Below are 16,782 nucleotides of genomic sequence, written 5' to 3' on the forward strand. Positions count from 1 at the left end.
TGATATAAAAAAAGACAATAGGCAGCTATTTTACGCTGTATTGCCCCTAAGCGAAAGAACGGCCATTTTGAATATTTTTATAATTTTTTAATTTTTACCCTTGAATTTTACTGCTTGCGGCATCATGTCTGAAGAGGCATTAAACCGGGGTGAGTCTTGTCATGATGTATTCACCATTTTACGGTTGAATCATTTATATCAAGAGCAATGCTGTTTGCGCTGATGGTGTTTTATTTTTAGCTTAATTCGGTTTTTCCGATGTATGTTATGTAAAAATACTGTTTCAGCAAGAAAAATAATTTCTGTACCCTATTGGAAATTAAATACAAACCTCAATCATGGAGACAATGATGAGCTTAATTAATACTGAAGTTAAACCGTTCAAAACAACTGCGTTCCAGAATGGTAAATTCATTGAAGTAACAGAAGCTGACCTTAAAGGTAAATGGTCTGTAGTATTCTTCTACCCAGCTGACTTCACTTTCGTTTGCCCAACTGAACTTGGCGACCTTGCTGACAACTACGAAGAATTCAAAAAATTAGGCGTTGAAATCTACTCAGTTTCTACTGACACTCACTTCACTCACAAAGCTTGGCACGATTCTTCTGAAGAAATCAAAAAAATCCAATACGTAATGGTTGGCGATCCTACTTGGACTCTTGCTAAAAACTTCGACGTATTAATCGAAGCTGACGGCCTTGCTGACCGTGGTACTTTCGTGATCGATCCAGAAGGTAAAATCCAAATCGTTGAAATCAACGCTGGCGGTATCGGTCGTGATGCTCAAGAACTTCTTCGTAAAGTTAAAGCAGCTCAATATGTACACGCTCACCCAGGCGAAGTTTGCCCAGCTAAATGGAAAGAAGGCGACGCAACTCTTGCTCCTTCAATCGACCTAGTTGGTAAAATCTAATCTGCATTAGATTGAACTGATTCAAAAAAACCACGCTTTTAGCGTGGTTTTTTATTTGAACGTTTATTTGATTGCTCTATTGGCCAAACGTTTTATTTTCCCTTTTCTTGTATCTAAAGCCATCCTATTAAATCTTTATTTTTCACTTTAAAGATCATATAAAAATCAGGCATGCATATTGCATTCTCTTCATAACAATCCCCTACTTATGCTTACAATTCAGTTATACATCTTCAATGTCAGTTGGCATAAGTTCAAGACATAAGATAATAATATTCAGTGGAGGAAAACGTATGCAAAAACTGCTAACCGTGATCTCATGGGCTTATAGTCCTTCTAGCCGCCACCTGAAAATCATTTATAGCAATGGCGATATAGAGCTCTACCATCCTGTTCCCGAATTTGTTTATGACAACCTGTTAAGACGCCAAGATAAAATGGCCTTTGTACAGAAATATCTTGAATACAACTTACATTTTGACCGGGTTTGCCTGTTTTAATTTAACTAATTTCTGCTTAACGATAAGTCACCATGAGTAAGCCAGCCCCAATCGGCAACGTACTCATGATAAAACGTGAATTCTGCTGGATGAGCTGAATAAATTCTTCTACTTCCGCAGCATGTGAAATCACATTATCCACCAGTAATACTCCACCTTTTGGCTTGAGTAATCGGGCCAAATGGGTCCAATAATCCACATAAGCATCACGTTCCGCATCTAATAATATAAAATCAAATACGTCCTGTTCAGCTTGCAGATAATGCAATGCATCTGTCACTTTAAAATCAATCAAATCCTTCAAGCCTAGCTGACTTGCATACTGCTCAGCCTGCGCAACTCTTTCTGCATCTATTTCTAATGTTGTAATCGTCGCTTGAGTCTGCCGGGCGGCTTCGGCGAGCCATAAAGTGGAATAGCCTGTAGAAGTACCGATTTCCAGAATACGTTTGGACTGCTGGACACGAATGAGTAATGATAAAAATCGACCTGATTCAGGCTCAATATTTCGATAGCGTTGCAGACGTTCAGTTTGCTGAAGATCATGCGCATGAAAAGTCTTATACAGTTCCTGCATGAAACTTTCAAAATGTTGTAATTGATTCATTGCTCTTCCCTGAGGTTATCTAAATAAATTTTTTATGGATTGATTAAAGTGCCTGAACCAATTTAAAGCGTTCTACTTCACGATCATCACTGGTACTAATACTTTCCGTAAACATGGATAGCGGTCGAACCCAAATCGAATAGTCACCATAAAGACATTGATAAACCACCAGCTTTTCTTCCGTTTCACTATGTGTTGCCACATGCAGGACCTGATAAAGTTTACCCTTATAATGTTGATAAATACCGCGTTGTAATTCCATCGTTCAACTCTCAAATGCAGAATTCCAATCTTAACTGAAAAAGACCAATCACACTTTAAACTACTTGAAAATTCATGCTAAGCACCCATATATAAGCTTGAAATTAATCATGAATTTTTCAATACATTTGCAAAACCGATCAAATTTATAAAAACAAACTGTTTTATCTATTTATCGATTTGGCTTAGTATCTACTTATCGAATGAATTCTTACTCCTTTGGAGACGTTAGCAATGTTAGATCAAAATACTTCAGCTCAATTAAAAACACTACTTGAACGTTTGGAAGGCCCGATTGAATTAGTGGCAACTCTGGATGGCTCTGACAAATCAGCCAAAATCAAAGAACTGGTTGAGGAAATCGCTCAGCTTTCTGATTTAGTCACTGCCCGTTTTGATGGTACCAACAAACGTGCACCAAGCTTTGGTGTTGCAAAAGCCGGTGAACAGCCTCGTGTGTTCTTTGCAGGCTTGCCGATGGGCCATGAGTTTACTTCCTTGATTTTGGCATTGCTACAAACTTCAGGCTATGCACCCAAAGTTTCTGCTGAAGTTCTGGAATCGATTAAAGGCTTGGGCATTAAATCTGACTTTGATGTATTCGTATCACTGAGCTGTCATAACTGTCCGGATGTGGTGCAGGCATTGAACCTGATTGCCATTTATAACCCGGGTACAACAGCAACCATGATTGATGGTGCCTTCTTCCAGGACGAAGTGGAAGAACGCAAAATCATGGCCGTACCGATGGTCTTCCAGGACAATGAACATATCGGTCAGGGCCGTATGACTTTAGAAGAAATCATTGCCAAACTGGATACCAATGCGGCAGCCAAAGATGCGGAAAAACTCAATGCCAAAGATGCATTTGATGTGTTGGTGATCGGTGGTGGACCTGCTGGTAATACTGCAGCGATCTATGCAGCACGTAAAGGTATCAAAACTGGGATCGTGGCTGAACGCATGGGCGGTCAGGTGATGGATACCATGGACATCGAAAACTATACGTCAGTGCAAAAAACTCAAGGTCCAAAATTCGCCGCTGAAATGGAAGCACACGTGCGTGAATACGGTGTTGACATCATGAACCTGCAACGTGTCTCTGACATCAAAGGTGCAGATAGCACAGCCAATGGTCTGGTAGAAGTGACTTTAGAGAATGGTGCGAAACTTGAATCTAAAACAGTCATTCTGTCTACCGGTGCACGCTGGAGAGAGATGAATGTTCCAGGTGAAGCAGAATACAAAACTCGTGGGGTAGCGTACTGCCCACACTGTGATGGGCCATTGTTCAAAGGCAAACGTGTTGCGGTGATTGGTGGTGGTAACTCGGGTGTAGAAGCTGCGATCGACCTTGCAGGGATTGTTGAGCATGTAACGCTGGTTGAGTTTGATACCAAACTACGTGCTGACCAAGTGCTTCAAGACAAATTGAACAGCTTGCCAAACACCACTGTGATCAAAAATGCGCTTTCTACCGAAGTGATCGGTGATGGTTCACAAGTCACAGCGTTGAAATACAAAGACCGTGCAACTGATGAAGAGCACACTGTTGAACTGGCAGGGATCTTCGTTCAGATCGGTTTGTTGCCAAACACTGACTTCCTGAAAGGAACCGATGTTGAGCTAACCAACCGTGGTGAGATCGTGATTAACGAACGTAATGAAACCAATGTGAAAGGTGTGTTTGCTGCAGGTGACTGTACTACTGTGCCTTACAAACAGATCATCATCGCGACTGGTGAAGGTGCCAAAGCATCATTATCTGCCTTTGATTACATCATCCGTTCTGGTCAGTAATCCTTAAAATTCATGAATTAAAAAAGCCCGCGCAATGCGGGCTTTTTTATATCTTAAAGCTGATTTATTCCTGTAGTAATTGAGCAGCCAGTTTTTCAATATTTCCCATTTCAGGATGTACAGCAGCAACATTAGCTAAAATCGTCACTGCCTTCTTCTTGTTTAAATCAATCATCAAAATAGCAGAATGCCCTGCGGTATTTCCCCCATGCCAGATGATTTTGGTGCCATTGTCCTGTTCTCGTATAAACCAGCCCAATCCCAATTGGTAACTACCTGCTTGTTCTGTGGTTGCTTGCTGGGTTAATTGCACTGCTGCATTTTTTTCATCAAACTGAGCTTGTGCAAATCTGGTTAAATCTGAAGCTGTAGAGAGCACGCCGCCCGCAGGTAAAAAGGTATCAAATGTCCAGGTGGTGATTTCTTTTCCCTGGGCATCAAATGCAGGCACAAGTGGCTTAGCTGCTTGATCAGGCGAGGTATAGCTATTTTTCATCCCATACTTTTTAAAGACATATTCATTGAGTAACTCAGCAAAATCCTGATTTTGTGATTGACTCAAACTCTGTCCCAATAAAGCCACAGCCAAATTAGAATAATGTGGCACTTTTCCACTGTTATTTGCATGTTCAAGCTCTAATGAATTTTTTAAATATTCTTCTAGTTTAGCTGCATCATATTCCTTATATGGATCAGTATCATCATCTACTTCCAAATTACTCGGTAGTCGTGGCAGTCCTGACGTATGATTGGCTAAATCCTGAAAGCGAAGCTGGATATTGTCCTTAAATGGAAAGGTATAATAAGGATTAATCTTGTCATCCAGTTTAATTTTATTTTGTGTCACCAGTTCAGCCAATATGGTTGATGTCATTACTTTGGTCAGAGAACCAATTGCAAAGACTTTATCCTGATTGGCCTTGGCCTGGATTTTGTCCTTATGCTTCTGTACCCCATAGTAATGGGTTTGGTCTTGATCTAATACCGCTATAGCCACTTGAGTCTGTTCTGGAAAAGTACGAGTAGCCTGATAAATTTTCTCTGCAATCGCTTTTGGATAGCCTTGAATAGCATTGACTGTCTTATTATTTGCTGCAGTAGATTCGATATAGGGCGTAAATAAAAGACCGGAAATCTGTTGATCATTATTCAAACTCATGCTGAGTTTCAGACGGTCTTTTTCAAAGTTGGCCTTATAGACTGCAGTTTCTTTACCTTTGGATTCCAAGTACTCAAGACTTTGTATTGTGCCTAGTTGCTGCTGTAAGTCTTTAGAGACTTTTTCAAACATATTTAAAGGAATTGCCTTTTTCGCTTCAGGTGAAAACTTTTCAAAAATTGCTGCATAATTTTGCGCATTAAAATCCTGCTGAAACTGGGCAATAACTTCCTTTTCAATATCCGATTGTGCATAAAGACTGCTCATACAGAGCAAGGATGATAAAAACAGTGATATTTTCTTCATGAGATCAGTATTGTTCCTTAAGTTTATAATGCACTTTCATAAAAATTATTGAAATTAAACATTTTTATAGACTTAATACAGTGCAACGAATAGCTAAAAAATAAGCAAAATATATTCCATATCATTCTATTTTTTAGGGCAGATCAATTCATCTAAGTTCTTGCCCTGTCTATTTCCCATTTTATACTTGTTGTTCTTAAGCTCCACTCGAACTGGTTCAAAAATTGCTTATGAATTGATAGATAGCATATTTAATTATTTCAGAGAAATTTCTCGGAATAACTTAATGATGTTATGTACTTAGCCAATTATTATTTGTTTTCCTCACTGAGACTTGGGTAACTTTTTGTTATATGACTTGTCAGCGTCTAATTGCATCATTAACATGAAACACAGACCTGAGATAAAAGTCCGTGAAAGATAACAAAAAAAATATCAGAAATGTAATGGAGCTTAGCAATGTACTATCAATATCACTGTGCGTGCTGCGATAAAGTTGTGGAAGCTGGCCAAAAAGAATGTCATGCCTGTGGCTCACATAATATTCGCAGCCCTTATGGTTTTTGGATTTTATGTCTGGTGGCCTGTCTGGTTACTGCAATCGCATTCAAGGTAATGCATGTTTATATCCAGCCACAGCAGCAGGAAGTGCCAGCTCAGTCATCATTATTTGATGTGCTACAACAAGATAATAAACGTCAGCGCTAATTTTTTTATCCTCCAGCAAGACCTGACTTGGATCAGGTCTTTTTTATGCGTTTTTAACTTGAATATGAAACGCTGCCAGAATAGAAAATTTGAATTACAATAAGTCATCTTGCAGTGAGAGATGAAAATGGTTCAGTTAATTAAAAAAGGCGGGTTACGTGAGCGTGCCAATCGCAGTCGCAGTTATCAGGGTTCGGAAAATACTGAGGCCACCCTTAAACCGAATCGTTATCAGTCTCCAGTACAGAAACAGGATAATCCAGTTTCTGACGCTTCCGCTGCACAGCAGCTTTTTGCCGAAAACTCCTCTGTTACCCCATCGAATTAAGATTTTTAGTTCATTAGAATCAGCGCGTCATACCATAACCAGACTGCAAAAATCAGGAATAATCCGCCTGAAATCATATCGATATAACTTCCTGATCGCTGATAAGCCTCTTTAATTTTAGGATGGGAAATTAATAGCATCAGTAAAGTAAAAGTAATAAAGGTTTGCAGCGGAATAATCACTGCCAGTTGCGCTTTTAAATAATCAGAAGCTGATGAACTTAGGGCAAGTGAAAATACACTACTGAAATAGATCAGGGTTTTAGGATTCGACAGATTAGTCAATAAACCCTGCATAAAATAACTTTTTGGTGCTTCTACCGTATTTAAATCATCTTGAGTTTGATGTCTATTCTGAAAACTTTGCCATCCGCCTTTTAGCATGGCCCAGCCCATTTTGGCCAAAAATAACCCACCGATGACCATCAATACCTGCTGAATCCAGGGAAACTGGTCGATCAATACTGTAAAGCCTGCTAGCGTCAATACCACCCAAACTACGATCCCCGCTGAAATTCCAGCAATCACCTTTAAGGCATTCATACGTGTCGTAGAGGCTGCACTTTTTGCGATAAGTAAAATGTCAGGACCGGGGCTTAATTGAGCTACAAAATGTAGAAAACAGATGGTAAAAAGCAAAGACATTTAAAAAAGATCAAATGGTAAAAAAACTATTATAACTTTTGTTTAACGAAATTAGAAAGTTCCAATAAAAAAGCCGAATCATAAGATTCGGCTTAAAGCATTTATATTGAAAGCGTGATTTTATTTCTTGTTCACATCTTTCATTTCAATTTTCTTGGCTTCCGGGGTCACTTCACGAGCTTCACCATCAATAATAGTTGAATCACCATGACCACCCTGCTGGTTCTGCATATCTTGCATTTGACGCATCATTTCCGCAAACGGGTTTTGACCTGCACCGCCACCGACATCGCCCATCATGCCACCCATCATTTTTTCCATCATGGCTTGCTGACGTTTCATCATCATTTTCATCATGGCTGCCTGGAAAGCACGTTGTACAGGTGGAATTAGCATTAATACCGCAAGTACATCACTAATCAAACCAGGAATCAGCAGGAAAAAGCCGGCTAAGATCTTTGGCAAATTATTCGATAATGCCGGATCTGCACTCATCTGTCCCATCTGCATTTGCTGCATTTGTGGCATTACACCAGCCGAATATTTCCGGATCAGGTTCATACCAATAAAGAAGGCCGCCACGAACCAGAAAAATACGTACCACATGCTCCCGACAAGGTCACCCACGCCAATCCATACAAATACTTCGAGGACTAAGCCGGCCAGGATAATAAGAAATAATTTCATGAAAATTAATCTAATCTCAGTAAAATAAATATTAGGATGCTGTAATCAACTGCTTCATCAGGATCAAGCTTTTTTGATACGCTTATGTAACAATATGGGCATTATTTTATTTTTAAAGTGCAGGCATGTCATTAATTATTGGGATTGATCCCGGTTCGCGTCTAACAGGTTACGGTATCATCCAAAAAGAAGGTTCAAAACTCACTTTTGTTGATGCGGGAACGATTAGAACTGAAACAGCGGAAATGCCTGAACGTTTAAAACGAATCTTTGCCGGTGTAGAACGGATTGTCAAATTTTATGGCCCGACCGAGGCTGCGGTGGAACAGGTATTTATGGCACAAAACCCGGATTCTGCTCTTAAACTAGGCCAGGCACGAGGTGCGGCAGTCGCCGCCTTGGTGAACCTAGATCTCAAAGTTGCTGAATATACGGCGCGGCAGATCAAACAGTCTGTTGTAGGCTATGGCGCTGCAGACAAAGAACAGGTTCAGATGATGGTTATGCGTATTCTGAACCTGACAATCAAACCGCAACAAGATGCTGCCGATGCACTTGCTGCTGCGATTTGTCATGCTCATGCTTCAGGCAGCATGAGTAAAATGGCCGTATTGAATGCCTTAGGCGGTATGGCACGCGGACGCAGCCGGGTCAGCACCCGTCGTCGTTAGTCTTTAGTTAATACTCTAAAATCCTGAAAATCCGCGTCTTGAAGATTCAAACTCTGCTGATGAATTGCAGTGACTTCTGCACGTTGTGATCCAGTTCTGCTGAGCTGGATCATGTCCTGAACAATCGCTTCCTTCCCAACAATGACAGCCTCAACTTCGCCTGTTTCCAGATTACGTACAAAACCCTTTAAACCTAATTGAATTGCTTGTTGTTCAAACCAGCGACGGTAGCCCACGCCCTGCACTTTACCCTGAATGATTAAATGAATGGCCTGTATTTTTATTGTCCTTAGTGATTCACGACCTGGTAAATGGCATATTTCATATCTTGCGCCTGTAAGCCGCGTTCACCCTTTTCCGCCAGTACATCACCTGCAAGTGCATGCAAAGTTACGATCTCGTGTAAATGGATAGTATTTCTAAATTGGGCTTTCAAACTGGCGATCATGCCAGCAAGTACATCTCCCATCCCTCCGGTTCCCATACCGGCATTGCCTGCGGTACAGATGAAAAGAGCATCTTCTAAAATCAGGCTACCTGAACCTTTGAGCACCCATTGTCCCTGATATTTTTGCTGGAGCTGTTGAATTGCCTGAATACGATCTGCTTCGACTCCTGATGCTTTCATTTCTAACAAAATAGCCGCTTCACCCGGATGCGGTGTTGCATAAGTATGGGCATTCAACTTTTGTGGTGCTTTTGCCAGAAACCACAAGGCGTCTGCATCGAGAACTGTCTCCAGTTCTGATTGCTGAATCAGGTCAAACCAGTAATTATATTGCTGTTCAGCCCAAGTATCGCGTCCTAGCCCCATACCAAAACAGACAGCATCCACATGATTAATTAAAGCTTGGCGTTGCTCAGCATCTAGCGCATTAATATCACGCAACATGATATTCGGAGCACGTGACAAAATGGCCGTATGATGTTTGGCATCACAAACCACAGTGACCTTACCACCACCAGCAGCAAAGGCCGCCTCAGCTGCCATAATGACCGCACCACCCATATCAGCATGTCCTCCAATCACGAGCACATGCCCATAACTGCCTTTATGTCCAAAAGCCTCACGTTTAGGCAGATGAATTTGAGTCGAGGAAAGTTGAGCTATCGGCACAAGTTCAACATCAGGAGGAATAGCCGAGATGACCTCTACCTTGCCGGCATATTCTTTGCCTTGTCCGGTAAATAATCCCACCTTTAAACCTAAAACAGTAAAACTATGATCTGCCTTAATGGCTACCGGCAAAGGCTGTCCAGTATTGACATGCAGTCCGCTTGGAATATCCACTGCGATTTTGAGTCCTTGCTGGGCATTAATACTTTGAATAATCTGTTGCCAATTTTCATTCAGATCACGGTTCAAGCCGATCCCAAATAAGGCATCGATATAGACTTCATATTGTTTCTGAAAATTAAAATCTGAATAAGTGGATATACCGATTTCCTGAGCTTCCTGGATTGCTTGAACCAGATCCTGTGATGGACCGGGTTCTGCTGCATAAATATCTATTTCAAAACCGGCCTGTTTTAAATATTTACCTACCAGATAACCATCACCGGCATTATTACCCTGACCGCAACACACAGCGATTTGAGTCAATTGCCGTTGTTCCAACAAGGGGATGAGTCGCTGCGCAATCGACCATGCCACCTGTTGCATCAAACCATAAGAACTATTTTGCTTGCCAAACCAACGCTGCTCCCATGCTTGTATATCGCGGCTATGATAAACTTGCTGCTGCATTTCTTATTTCCTGTTTCTGGTTTATGACAACACCCGATTCCCAAGCGCAAATTCAAGTTTATCAACAAGATCCAAATGAACTGAAGGCGTGGATCAAAGCGCAGGCACGAGAGCTGGGTTTTTCTGATTGTGTCATTGCCAAACCGGATGCTCAAGCAGAATTAGCTCGCTTGCAGGAATATTTAGACCGCGGCTATCACGGTGATATGAAGTTTCTGGAAGAAAATCTGGAAAAACGTGCCGATCCCACACTGCTTATTCCTAATACCAAATCCGTGATCTGTGTACGAATGGACTATCTGGTCGATCTTCCAGAACCGCGTCTAGTACCCTATGCACCAAATTCTGCAATTATTGCCCGTTATGCCCGTGGTCGTGATTATCATAAAACCATGCGCGGGCGCCTAAAAATGCTGGCTGCAAAAATTCGGGAAAAAGTCGGTAAATTTGAATCCCGTCCCTTTGCAGACTCTGCACCTGTATTTGAAAAATCTCTGGCCGAAAGTGCGGGTATGGGCTGGACCGGCAAACACACTTTATTAATCCACAAAAAATCCGGATCTTTTTTTGTTTTAGGAGAACTGTTTAGCTCACTGGAACTGCCTTTTGATGAACCTGAAAGCAAACATTGTGGTTCATGCACAGCCTGTATTGATATTTGCCCCACACAGGCTATTGTTGAACCTTATATGCTGGATGCACGCCGCTGTATTGCTTATTTAACTATTGAATATAAAGGAATCATTCCAGAGGAGTTACGTCGAGGAATTGGTAACCGGGTCTTTGGTTGCGATGATTGTCAGTTGATTTGTCCGTGGAACAGTTTTGCTCAAAAAACTACGATTGAAGATTTTCATCCCCGACATGGACTGGATCAAGTGAGTTTACTGGATCTCTGGCAATGGGATGAAGCTACATTTTTAAACTCAACTGAAGGCAGTCCATTACGCCGCACTGGCTATCAAAGCTTTATGCGCAATATTGCGATCGGCTTGGGTAATGCGCCATTTGATCCACAGATTGTTCAGGCATTACAAGCTCAAAAAAATCAACATGATGAGATTGTACAAGTTCATATTGACTGGGCCATACAGGAACAACTGGCAAAATCCCGGTAATTTTCAATTTTTACTTCGGTTCACATTTTCTCGTCAAAGCCTTACACAGTTACTGTGCAAGCTATGGCATAAAGGAAAAAGAATAGAAATAAAGCCGGAGGTGGATATGCAAAAGTCATCTGATACACAACATCAAAATCAGGAACAGCTTGAAGAGTTGCAACATCAACACCAGAAGCAGCAACAACAGCAACAGCAGCAGTCACAACATGGCCCGCTTGGCTCTCCAAAAAATAACCAGCACGAACAAGATGAACGTGTATTAAACAAGCAACATCGTAGTGATTTACAAAATCAGAATATTCACGGAAATCATCGTGAATAAAGTCTGATCAAGAGTTCAACAACAAAGCCCACCTTGTGTGGGTTTTTTTTCTATAAGGTCATATTTTGCTAATGAAGACGGCGATACTTTTACTTAAGATGGAGCCTGATAAATAAATATGAACAAGGATGGACAGATGAACAGTATTAATCCGATACGTAATGATTGGTCTCGTGCAGAAATTGAGGCCCTGTATCAACAACCTTTAATGGATTTGCTCTTTCAGGCTCAACAGGTTCATCGTCAATATTTTGATGCCAATGCCGTTCAGGTCAGTACCCTACTCTCTATTAAAACCGGTAAATGCCCGGAAGATTGCAAATACTGTTCTCAGTCCGCACATTATGATTCCAAACTCGAAGCAGAAAAACGCATTGCAGTAGAAAAAGTAATTCAGGAAGCAAAAGAAGCACTGGCTTCTGGCAGTTCGCGTTTCTGTATGGGAGCAGCGTGGCGTAATCCGCATGAACGTGATATGCCTTATGTGCTAGACATGGTACGTGAAGTGAAAGCACTTGGACTAGAAACCTGTATGACTTTAGGTATGCTGAATGCCTCACAGGCAGAACGCCTGAAAGATGCTGGACTGGATTATTACAATCACAATCTGGATACGTCACGTGAATACTATTCACATATTATCAGTACCCGCAGCTTTGATGACCGATTGGATACACTGGACCATGTACGCCAAGCGGGTTTAAAAGTCTGTAGTGGTGGCATTGTTGGCTTAGGTGAAAGTCGCAATGACCGGATCGGTTTATTGTTTGAGCTTTCTACCCTTCCAATTCATCCGGAATCTGTGCCCATCAATATGCTAGTGCCAATTGAAGGCACACCGATGGCAGATGTTGAAAAACTGGATGTGATTGAATGGATTCGAACTATTGCAGTGGCCCGCATTCTGATGCCAAAAAGTTATATTCGTCTTTCGGCAGGCCGTGAATCACTGACTGACTCAGATCAGGCATTGGCATTTATAGCAGGTGCCAACTCGATTTTTTCAGGCGAAAAACTGCTAACGACTCCAAATACAGCCAAAGGTCGTGACCAGCAGCTCTTTGAAAAATTGGGACTGGTAGCAGAACAACCTAAGCCAAGCATCCGCGCATTGGCGACTGATGCAATGGCAAGTTAATTGAAATAATTCAAGACGCTGAAAAGTTATGTGCAGTAATTAAAATGCCATAATTGGCATTGAGATAATCACCGACCCGGATCACATCTGCACCATTGGCATGTTCAACCGTGAGTGTCTGACTTAAAGCATCATAATGAAAAGAATCATAGCAATCCTGATGCAGGCTTAGCCAATGCAGAGTATCTGCCAGATTCTCATCAACAATATAGGTATCAGACTGAAAGTCTTTACTCATGTTGCACCCGTAGAAGCTCTTTATTCACGGATATTTTAGCGAAAACTTCCGGATTTCAGGCACAAAAAAGTGAGCATCTGCTCACTTTTTTCTGTTCAGTATCAGTCTTTGTTGACCCCACACTTGCGACATTCCCAATGCGTTCCAATCTCTTCCATGTGTTGATATTCATAAATGTGCAAGCAGAATAGTTTTTTCAGTAGTTGAAGCATTATAAAACTCCCGTTTCATCATTTTTAAAATACGCTTCTTTAGGCACCCTTCCTGAGTGTCGATTTGTTGTTCTGGATAAAAACCACCTCTAACTTATAACCAGAATTTTTCAAAATGTAAAACCTATTTCATTCATTTTTACAACTTTCCGATAAAGTTAAATTTCAATTGATTCATGCTTTTAATTAGCATCTGTGATCTATATCTCAAATACCACTTATTAAAGATTCTCTACTATAAAAAAAGCGAACCGAAGTTCGCTTTTTTGCTTTTATTTAGAAGAAACCAGCTGGCTTGGTTGAATAACTCACCAACAGGTTTTTGGTCTGCTGGTAATGATCCAGCATCATCTTGTGGTTTTCACGACCGATCCCAGATTTCTTGTAACCACCAAAGGCTGCATGGGCCGGATAGATATGATAGCAGTTGGTCCAGACACGACCCGCTTCAATGGCACGGCCAGCGCGATACGAGGTATGTGCCGAACGTGACCAGACACCAGCACCTAGGCCATAAATCGTATCGTTGGCAATCTTGATGGCATCATCAAAATCTTTAAAGGTGGTTACTGCCAGTACCGGCCCAAAAATTTCTTCCTGGAAGGTACGCATATTATTGGTGCCTTTAAAGATGGTCGGTTCAATGTAGAAGCCTTGCCCGACTTCCTGACGTACACCGCCACCAACAAGCACTTCTGCACCTTCGCCGCGACCTGTTGCAATACACCCCAGAATCTTGTCCTGCTGTTCCTGCGATGCCTGCGCACCAATCATGGTTTCAGTATCGAGTGGATGACCAGTTTTAATACGTTTAACCCGATCGATTGCCAGTTCCAGGAACTGATCAGCAATACTTTCCTGGACCAAAGCACGTGATGGACAGGTACAGATTTCCCCTTGGTTCAAGGCAAACATGGTGAAACCTTCCAGTGCTTTTTCCAGATAATCATCCTGCTGCGCCATGACATCTTCAAAGAAAATATTTGGTGATTTACCACCAAGTTCCAGTGTCACCGGAATAATATTTTCAGTGGCATATTGCATGATTTGCTGACCTACAGCAGTCGAACCAGTGAAGGCAATTTTGGCAATACGCGGATTCACAGCCAGTGGACGGCCGACTTCAACACCATAGCCATTCACGATGTTTAATACACCTTCAGGTAACAGGTCCTGAATCAGCTCAGCCAGTACCAGAATACTGACCGGGGTCTGCTCTGCCGGTTTCAGAACGATACAATTGCCTGCGGCCAAAGCCGGTGCCAATTTCCATGCTGCCATCAAGATCGGGAAGTTCCATGGAATGATCTGACCAACCACACCTAAAGGCTCATGGAAATGGTAGGCAATGGTATCTTCATCAATCTCAGAAATGCCGCCTTCTTGCGCACGGATACAGCCGGCGAAATAGCGGAAGTGATCAATCGCTAAAGGAATATCAGCAGCCAGGGTTTCACGGATTGGCTTGCCATTGTCCCAGGTTTCAGCCACCGCCAGCAGTTCCAGATTGGCTTCGAGACGATCAGCAATTTTGAGCAGAATGTTAGAGCGAGTCGTTGGAGATGATTTATTCCATTGTGCTTTAGCTTTATGCGCAGCATCCAGCGCCAGTTCGATATCTTCCACGCTAGAACGTGGCACTTTGGTAAACAGCTTGCCATCTACAGGAGAAATATTATCAAAGTATTCGCCTTTGACTGGCGGCACCCATTGCCCACCAATAAAGTTGTCATACTGGGCTTTGAAATGAACTTTTGAGCCAGGCTGGTTCGGATCGATATAACGCATATGTATTTCCTTTGCTTATTTTAATCTTTAAAAATGCTGCATCTACAGCTTTGGTATAAGGTACATCCGTACTCTATTTAGTTAACATACGCGTTATAAGGTTGGAGAAAGGTTGGCACTCAACCGATTTACATTTCTTTTGATTCCTCATAAAAACAATAATAATTACATTTGGATGTAAATCATGAATTATTGTGAGAATAAGGAATGATGACAGAACAGAGCTTGATACAACAAAGGCAAAAAATTGATCAGCTTCGTCAAAGCAGCAGTTTATCGCCTTCACATGCAGCACAACTCGAACAGAGCATTGTTAGCTCCTGGCAGCGCTCTTCTTTAGCCGAGATTCCCAAAAATCGTCTGGCTGCCCCATTAACAGATATAAAACAAATCAGCACTTCTTCGGCTTTAAGTCATGCCTTGGAACATTGTGCGGAAAATTTAAAGCATATTGCTGAACAGTCCTCTATGGTTTTGGCCGTTGGAGATATTGGCAGTACGGTACTATGGAGAGCCTCCTGCCCTGAATTGCGCACAATTGCTGATAATATTCATTTAGTTGAAGGAGGTCAGTGGCGTGAGGAACTGGTCGGAACCAATGCCCTTGCCCTATCCATTAAAACCCAACAATCGAGCTGCGTGTTTTCCAGCGAACATTACATGCCATCAGTACAAGATCTGGTCTGTTATGCCTCCCCCATTATTGATCCTTATTCCAAACAGATTCTAGGGGTCATTGACCTGTCCACCCACTGGCAAAAACATAATAGCTTAGGGCTATTAGCAGCCGAACGTTGTGCATCCATCATTCAATCTGCTTTACTGGAATCGCAAAAACAGCGTTTATATATTCGTGCCTTTTCTGTACCTCAGGTGATTTTTAATGGTAAGACCCTGACCATAACCCCACGCCAGACTGAAATTCTCGCTATTTTGGCTTTATGCCCACAAGGTTTAAGTCTGGATCGCCTACATCAAGCACTTTATGGCGAGCGTAAAGTCAGCATGGGTACGCTAAAAGCTGAAATGTCACAGTTACGCGATATTCTGGGCGGTATGCTTGGTTCGCGTCCTTACCGTTTACTGGCGCATGTTGAAGCGGATTTCTTACAGACTGAACAGTCGCTTGATGCTGGTTATATTGATTCAGCCTTAAAACTGTATACCGGAGTCTTTCTGGCAAAAACTGAAAGCCCATTTTTATGTGCTTGGCGGGATTGTCTGGAATCACGTCTCAGTGATGCCATTTTTAAAGCCAATGAAACTGATGTATTACTTAAGCATGTTGCTCGCTTTCCTGAAGCAATTGATGCGGTTGAACGTCTGATTGAACTGATGCCAAAAGGTCATCCAGTACATCAAACCCTGCTTAAATTTCAGGATATTTAAAAATCAGATCATTTCTTGTTTGGCTTCTCGTTAGCAAGATAATTACGGCTATCTTCCATTAAGAAGATTTCAACTTATAAAAATATAAAAAGCATTTAACTACTTTAGAATTATAATTTTTTTATAACATTTTATTGATTTAGCTCATGCTACGAATAAGCTTTTAGCAATACTCTGCTCATTCCAGTATTTTATTATTATCGAATTCATTCAGTTAATTTTAATAAGCTATACCCTGATGA

General features: G+C 41.6%; 19 protein-coding genes. 10 read left to right on the forward strand and 9 right to left on the reverse strand.

Annotated features, from left to right (window positions below; translation table 11 throughout):
* The first annotated feature begins 350 nt into the window (after positions 1–350).
* Entirely contained in the window at positions 351–914 is a 564-nt protein-coding gene (ahpC, locus tag AC4MBN_RS08805; RefSeq protein ID WP_004784041.1) for an alkyl hydroperoxide reductase subunit C, read from the forward strand.
* Positions 915–1,207: 293 nt separating this feature from the next.
* Positions 1,208–1,414 (forward strand): KTSC domain-containing protein, encoded by a 207-nt coding sequence (locus AC4MBN_RS08810; protein WP_004784043.1) that lies wholly within the window; start codon positions 1,208–1,210, stop codon positions 1,412–1,414.
* 16 nt (positions 1,415–1,430) lie between these two features.
* Here AC4MBN_RS08810 and AC4MBN_RS08815 read toward each other — a convergent pair whose 3' ends face one another.
* Together AC4MBN_RS08815 and AC4MBN_RS08820 are read right to left on the reverse strand one after the other, a co-directional pair.
* On the reverse strand, positions 1,431–2,021 hold the full coding sequence (locus AC4MBN_RS08815) for an O-methyltransferase (RefSeq protein ID WP_419374599.1): 591 nt from the start codon (positions 2,019–2,021) through the stop codon (positions 1,431–1,433).
* A 43-nt stretch (positions 2,022–2,064) separates the two neighbouring features.
* Entirely contained in the window at positions 2,065–2,283 is a 219-nt protein-coding gene (locus AC4MBN_RS08820; protein WP_125279047.1) for a DUF1653 domain-containing protein, read from the reverse strand.
* Positions 2,284–2,516: 233 nt separating this feature from the next.
* Between AC4MBN_RS08820 and ahpF the strand changes: the two genes are divergently transcribed.
* Positions 2,517–4,082 (forward strand): alkyl hydroperoxide reductase subunit F, encoded by a 1,566-nt coding sequence (gene ahpF, locus AC4MBN_RS08825; RefSeq protein WP_180131193.1) that lies wholly within the window; start codon positions 2,517–2,519, stop codon positions 4,080–4,082.
* A gap of 64 nt (positions 4,083–4,146) precedes the next feature.
* Here ahpF and AC4MBN_RS08830 read toward each other — a convergent pair whose 3' ends face one another.
* Entirely contained in the window at positions 4,147–5,547 is a 1,401-nt protein-coding gene (locus AC4MBN_RS08830; protein WP_419374598.1) for a serine hydrolase domain-containing protein, read from the reverse strand.
* A gap of 459 nt (positions 5,548–6,006) precedes the next feature.
* On the opposite strand from AC4MBN_RS08830, the gene AC4MBN_RS08835 reads away from it, so the two are divergent.
* A complete protein-coding gene (locus AC4MBN_RS08835; protein ID WP_419374597.1) occupies positions 6,007–6,255 on the forward strand; it encodes a hypothetical protein in 249 nt (82 codons plus the stop codon).
* Positions 6,256–6,382: 127 nt separating this feature from the next.
* Positions 6,383–6,583, forward strand: coding sequence for a hypothetical protein (locus AC4MBN_RS08840; RefSeq protein ID WP_419365865.1), 201 nt, complete (start codon positions 6,383–6,385; stop codon positions 6,581–6,583).
* Between the two features lie 5 nt (positions 6,584–6,588).
* On the opposite strand, the gene AC4MBN_RS08845 is transcribed toward AC4MBN_RS08840, so the two are convergent.
* Complete coding sequence (locus tag AC4MBN_RS08845; protein ID WP_302700464.1) at positions 6,589–7,227, reverse strand: LysE family transporter; 639 nt, start codon at positions 7,225–7,227, stop codon at positions 6,589–6,591.
* A gap of 120 nt (positions 7,228–7,347) precedes the next feature.
* Entirely contained in the window at positions 7,348–7,914 is a 567-nt protein-coding gene (locus tag AC4MBN_RS08850) for an FxsA family protein (RefSeq protein ID WP_159124495.1), read from the reverse strand.
* Between the two features lie 125 nt (positions 7,915–8,039).
* On the opposite strand from AC4MBN_RS08850, the gene ruvC reads away from it, so the two are divergent.
* On the forward strand, positions 8,040–8,585 hold the full coding sequence (gene ruvC, locus AC4MBN_RS08855; protein ID WP_004784062.1) for a crossover junction endodeoxyribonuclease RuvC: 546 nt from the start codon (positions 8,040–8,042) through the stop codon (positions 8,583–8,585).
* Here ruvC and AC4MBN_RS08860 read toward each other — a convergent pair.
* Positions 8,582–8,863: an acylphosphatase gene (locus tag AC4MBN_RS08860; protein WP_419374615.1), complete on the reverse strand. Its 282-nt coding sequence runs from the start codon at positions 8,861–8,863 to the stop codon at positions 8,582–8,584. The two genes, ruvC and AC4MBN_RS08860, sit on opposite strands and share 4 nt — an antisense overlap.
* Before the next feature lie 11 nt (positions 8,864–8,874).
* Complete coding sequence (locus tag AC4MBN_RS08865) at positions 8,875–10,332, reverse strand: NAD(P)H-hydrate dehydratase (RefSeq protein WP_419374596.1); 1,458 nt, start codon at positions 10,330–10,332, stop codon at positions 8,875–8,877.
* A 23-nt stretch (positions 10,333–10,355) separates the two neighbouring features.
* On the opposite strand from AC4MBN_RS08865, the gene queG reads away from it, so the two are divergent.
* The 3 genes from queG (at position 10,356) to bioB (ending at position 12,913) form a co-directional block, all read left to right on the forward strand.
* Positions 10,356–11,450 (forward strand): tRNA epoxyqueuosine(34) reductase QueG, encoded by a 1,095-nt coding sequence (gene queG, locus AC4MBN_RS08870; protein ID WP_180018392.1) that lies wholly within the window; start codon positions 10,356–10,358, stop codon positions 11,448–11,450.
* Between the two features lie 106 nt (positions 11,451–11,556).
* Positions 11,557–11,775: a hypothetical protein gene (locus AC4MBN_RS08875; protein WP_005236211.1), complete on the forward strand. Its 219-nt coding sequence runs from the start codon at positions 11,557–11,559 to the stop codon at positions 11,773–11,775.
* Positions 11,776–11,911: 136 nt separating this feature from the next.
* Positions 11,912–12,913, forward strand: a complete 1,002-nt coding sequence (gene bioB / locus AC4MBN_RS08880; RefSeq protein ID WP_419365861.1) for a biotin synthase BioB — start codon at positions 11,912–11,914, stop codon at positions 12,911–12,913.
* Positions 12,914–12,923: 10 nt separating this feature from the next.
* Here the strand turns inward: bioB and AC4MBN_RS08885 are convergent, their stop codons facing one another.
* Positions 12,924–13,151: a hypothetical protein gene (locus AC4MBN_RS08885; RefSeq protein ID WP_419374595.1), complete on the reverse strand. Its 228-nt coding sequence runs from the start codon at positions 13,149–13,151 to the stop codon at positions 12,924–12,926.
* A gap of 488 nt (positions 13,152–13,639) precedes the next feature.
* Positions 13,640–15,151 carry an acetaldehyde dehydrogenase ExaC gene (gene exaC / locus AC4MBN_RS08890; RefSeq protein ID WP_180014192.1) on the reverse strand — a complete coding sequence of 504 codons (1,512 nt, stop codon included), beginning with the start codon at positions 15,149–15,151 and terminating at the stop codon, positions 13,640–13,642.
* A gap of 207 nt (positions 15,152–15,358) precedes the next feature.
* On the opposite strand from exaC, the gene AC4MBN_RS08895 reads away from it, so the two are divergent.
* A complete protein-coding gene (locus tag AC4MBN_RS08895) occupies positions 15,359–16,540 on the forward strand; it encodes a transcriptional regulator (RefSeq protein WP_034582940.1) in 1,182 nt (393 codons plus the stop codon).
* The last annotated feature ends 242 nt before the right edge of the window (positions 16,541–16,782 follow it).

The sequence above is a fragment of the Acinetobacter sp. CAU_H_60 genome, assembly GCF_058599385.1.

Coding starts and splice junctions, on each gene's coding strand:
- ahpC (WP_004784041.1), top strand. CDS start 351: ATGAGCTTAATTAATACTGAAGTTAAACCGTTCAAAACAACTGCGTTC.
- AC4MBN_RS08810 (WP_004784043.1), top strand. CDS start 1,208: ATGCAAAAACTGCTAACCGTGATCTCATGGGCTTATAGTCCTTCTAGC.
- AC4MBN_RS08815 (WP_419374599.1), bottom strand. CDS start 2,021: ATGAATCAATTACAACATTTTGAAAGTTTCATGCAGGAACTGTATAAG.
- AC4MBN_RS08820 (WP_125279047.1), bottom strand. CDS start 2,283: ATGGAATTACAACGCGGTATTTATCAACATTATAAGGGTAAACTTTAT.
- ahpF (WP_180131193.1), top strand. CDS start 2,517: ATGTTAGATCAAAATACTTCAGCTCAATTAAAAACACTACTTGAACGT.
- AC4MBN_RS08830 (WP_419374598.1), bottom strand. CDS start 5,547: ATGAAGAAAATATCACTGTTTTTATCATCCTTGCTCTGTATGAGCAGT.
- AC4MBN_RS08835 (WP_419374597.1), top strand. CDS start 6,007: ATGTACTATCAATATCACTGTGCGTGCTGCGATAAAGTTGTGGAAGCT.
- AC4MBN_RS08840 (WP_419365865.1), top strand. CDS start 6,383: ATGGTTCAGTTAATTAAAAAAGGCGGGTTACGTGAGCGTGCCAATCGC.
- AC4MBN_RS08845 (WP_302700464.1), bottom strand. CDS start 7,227: ATGTCTTTGCTTTTTACCATCTGTTTTCTACATTTTGTAGCTCAATTA.
- AC4MBN_RS08850 (WP_159124495.1), bottom strand. CDS start 7,914: ATGAAATTATTTCTTATTATCCTGGCCGGCTTAGTCCTCGAAGTATTT.
- ruvC (WP_004784062.1), top strand. CDS start 8,040: ATGTCATTAATTATTGGGATTGATCCCGGTTCGCGTCTAACAGGTTAC.
- AC4MBN_RS08865 (WP_419374596.1), bottom strand. CDS start 10,332: ATGCAGCAGCAAGTTTATCATAGCCGCGATATACAAGCATGGGAGCAG.
- queG (WP_180018392.1), top strand. CDS start 10,356: ATGACAACACCCGATTCCCAAGCGCAAATTCAAGTTTATCAACAAGAT.
- AC4MBN_RS08875 (WP_005236211.1), top strand. CDS start 11,557: ATGCAAAAGTCATCTGATACACAACATCAAAATCAGGAACAGCTTGAA.
- bioB (WP_419365861.1), top strand. CDS start 11,912: ATGAACAGTATTAATCCGATACGTAATGATTGGTCTCGTGCAGAAATT.
- AC4MBN_RS08885 (WP_419374595.1), bottom strand. CDS start 13,151: ATGAGTAAAGACTTTCAGTCTGATACCTATATTGTTGATGAGAATCTG.
- exaC (WP_180014192.1), bottom strand. CDS start 15,151: ATGCGTTATATCGATCCGAACCAGCCTGGCTCAAAAGTTCATTTCAAA.
- AC4MBN_RS08895 (WP_034582940.1), top strand. CDS start 15,359: ATGATGACAGAACAGAGCTTGATACAACAAAGGCAAAAAATTGATCAG.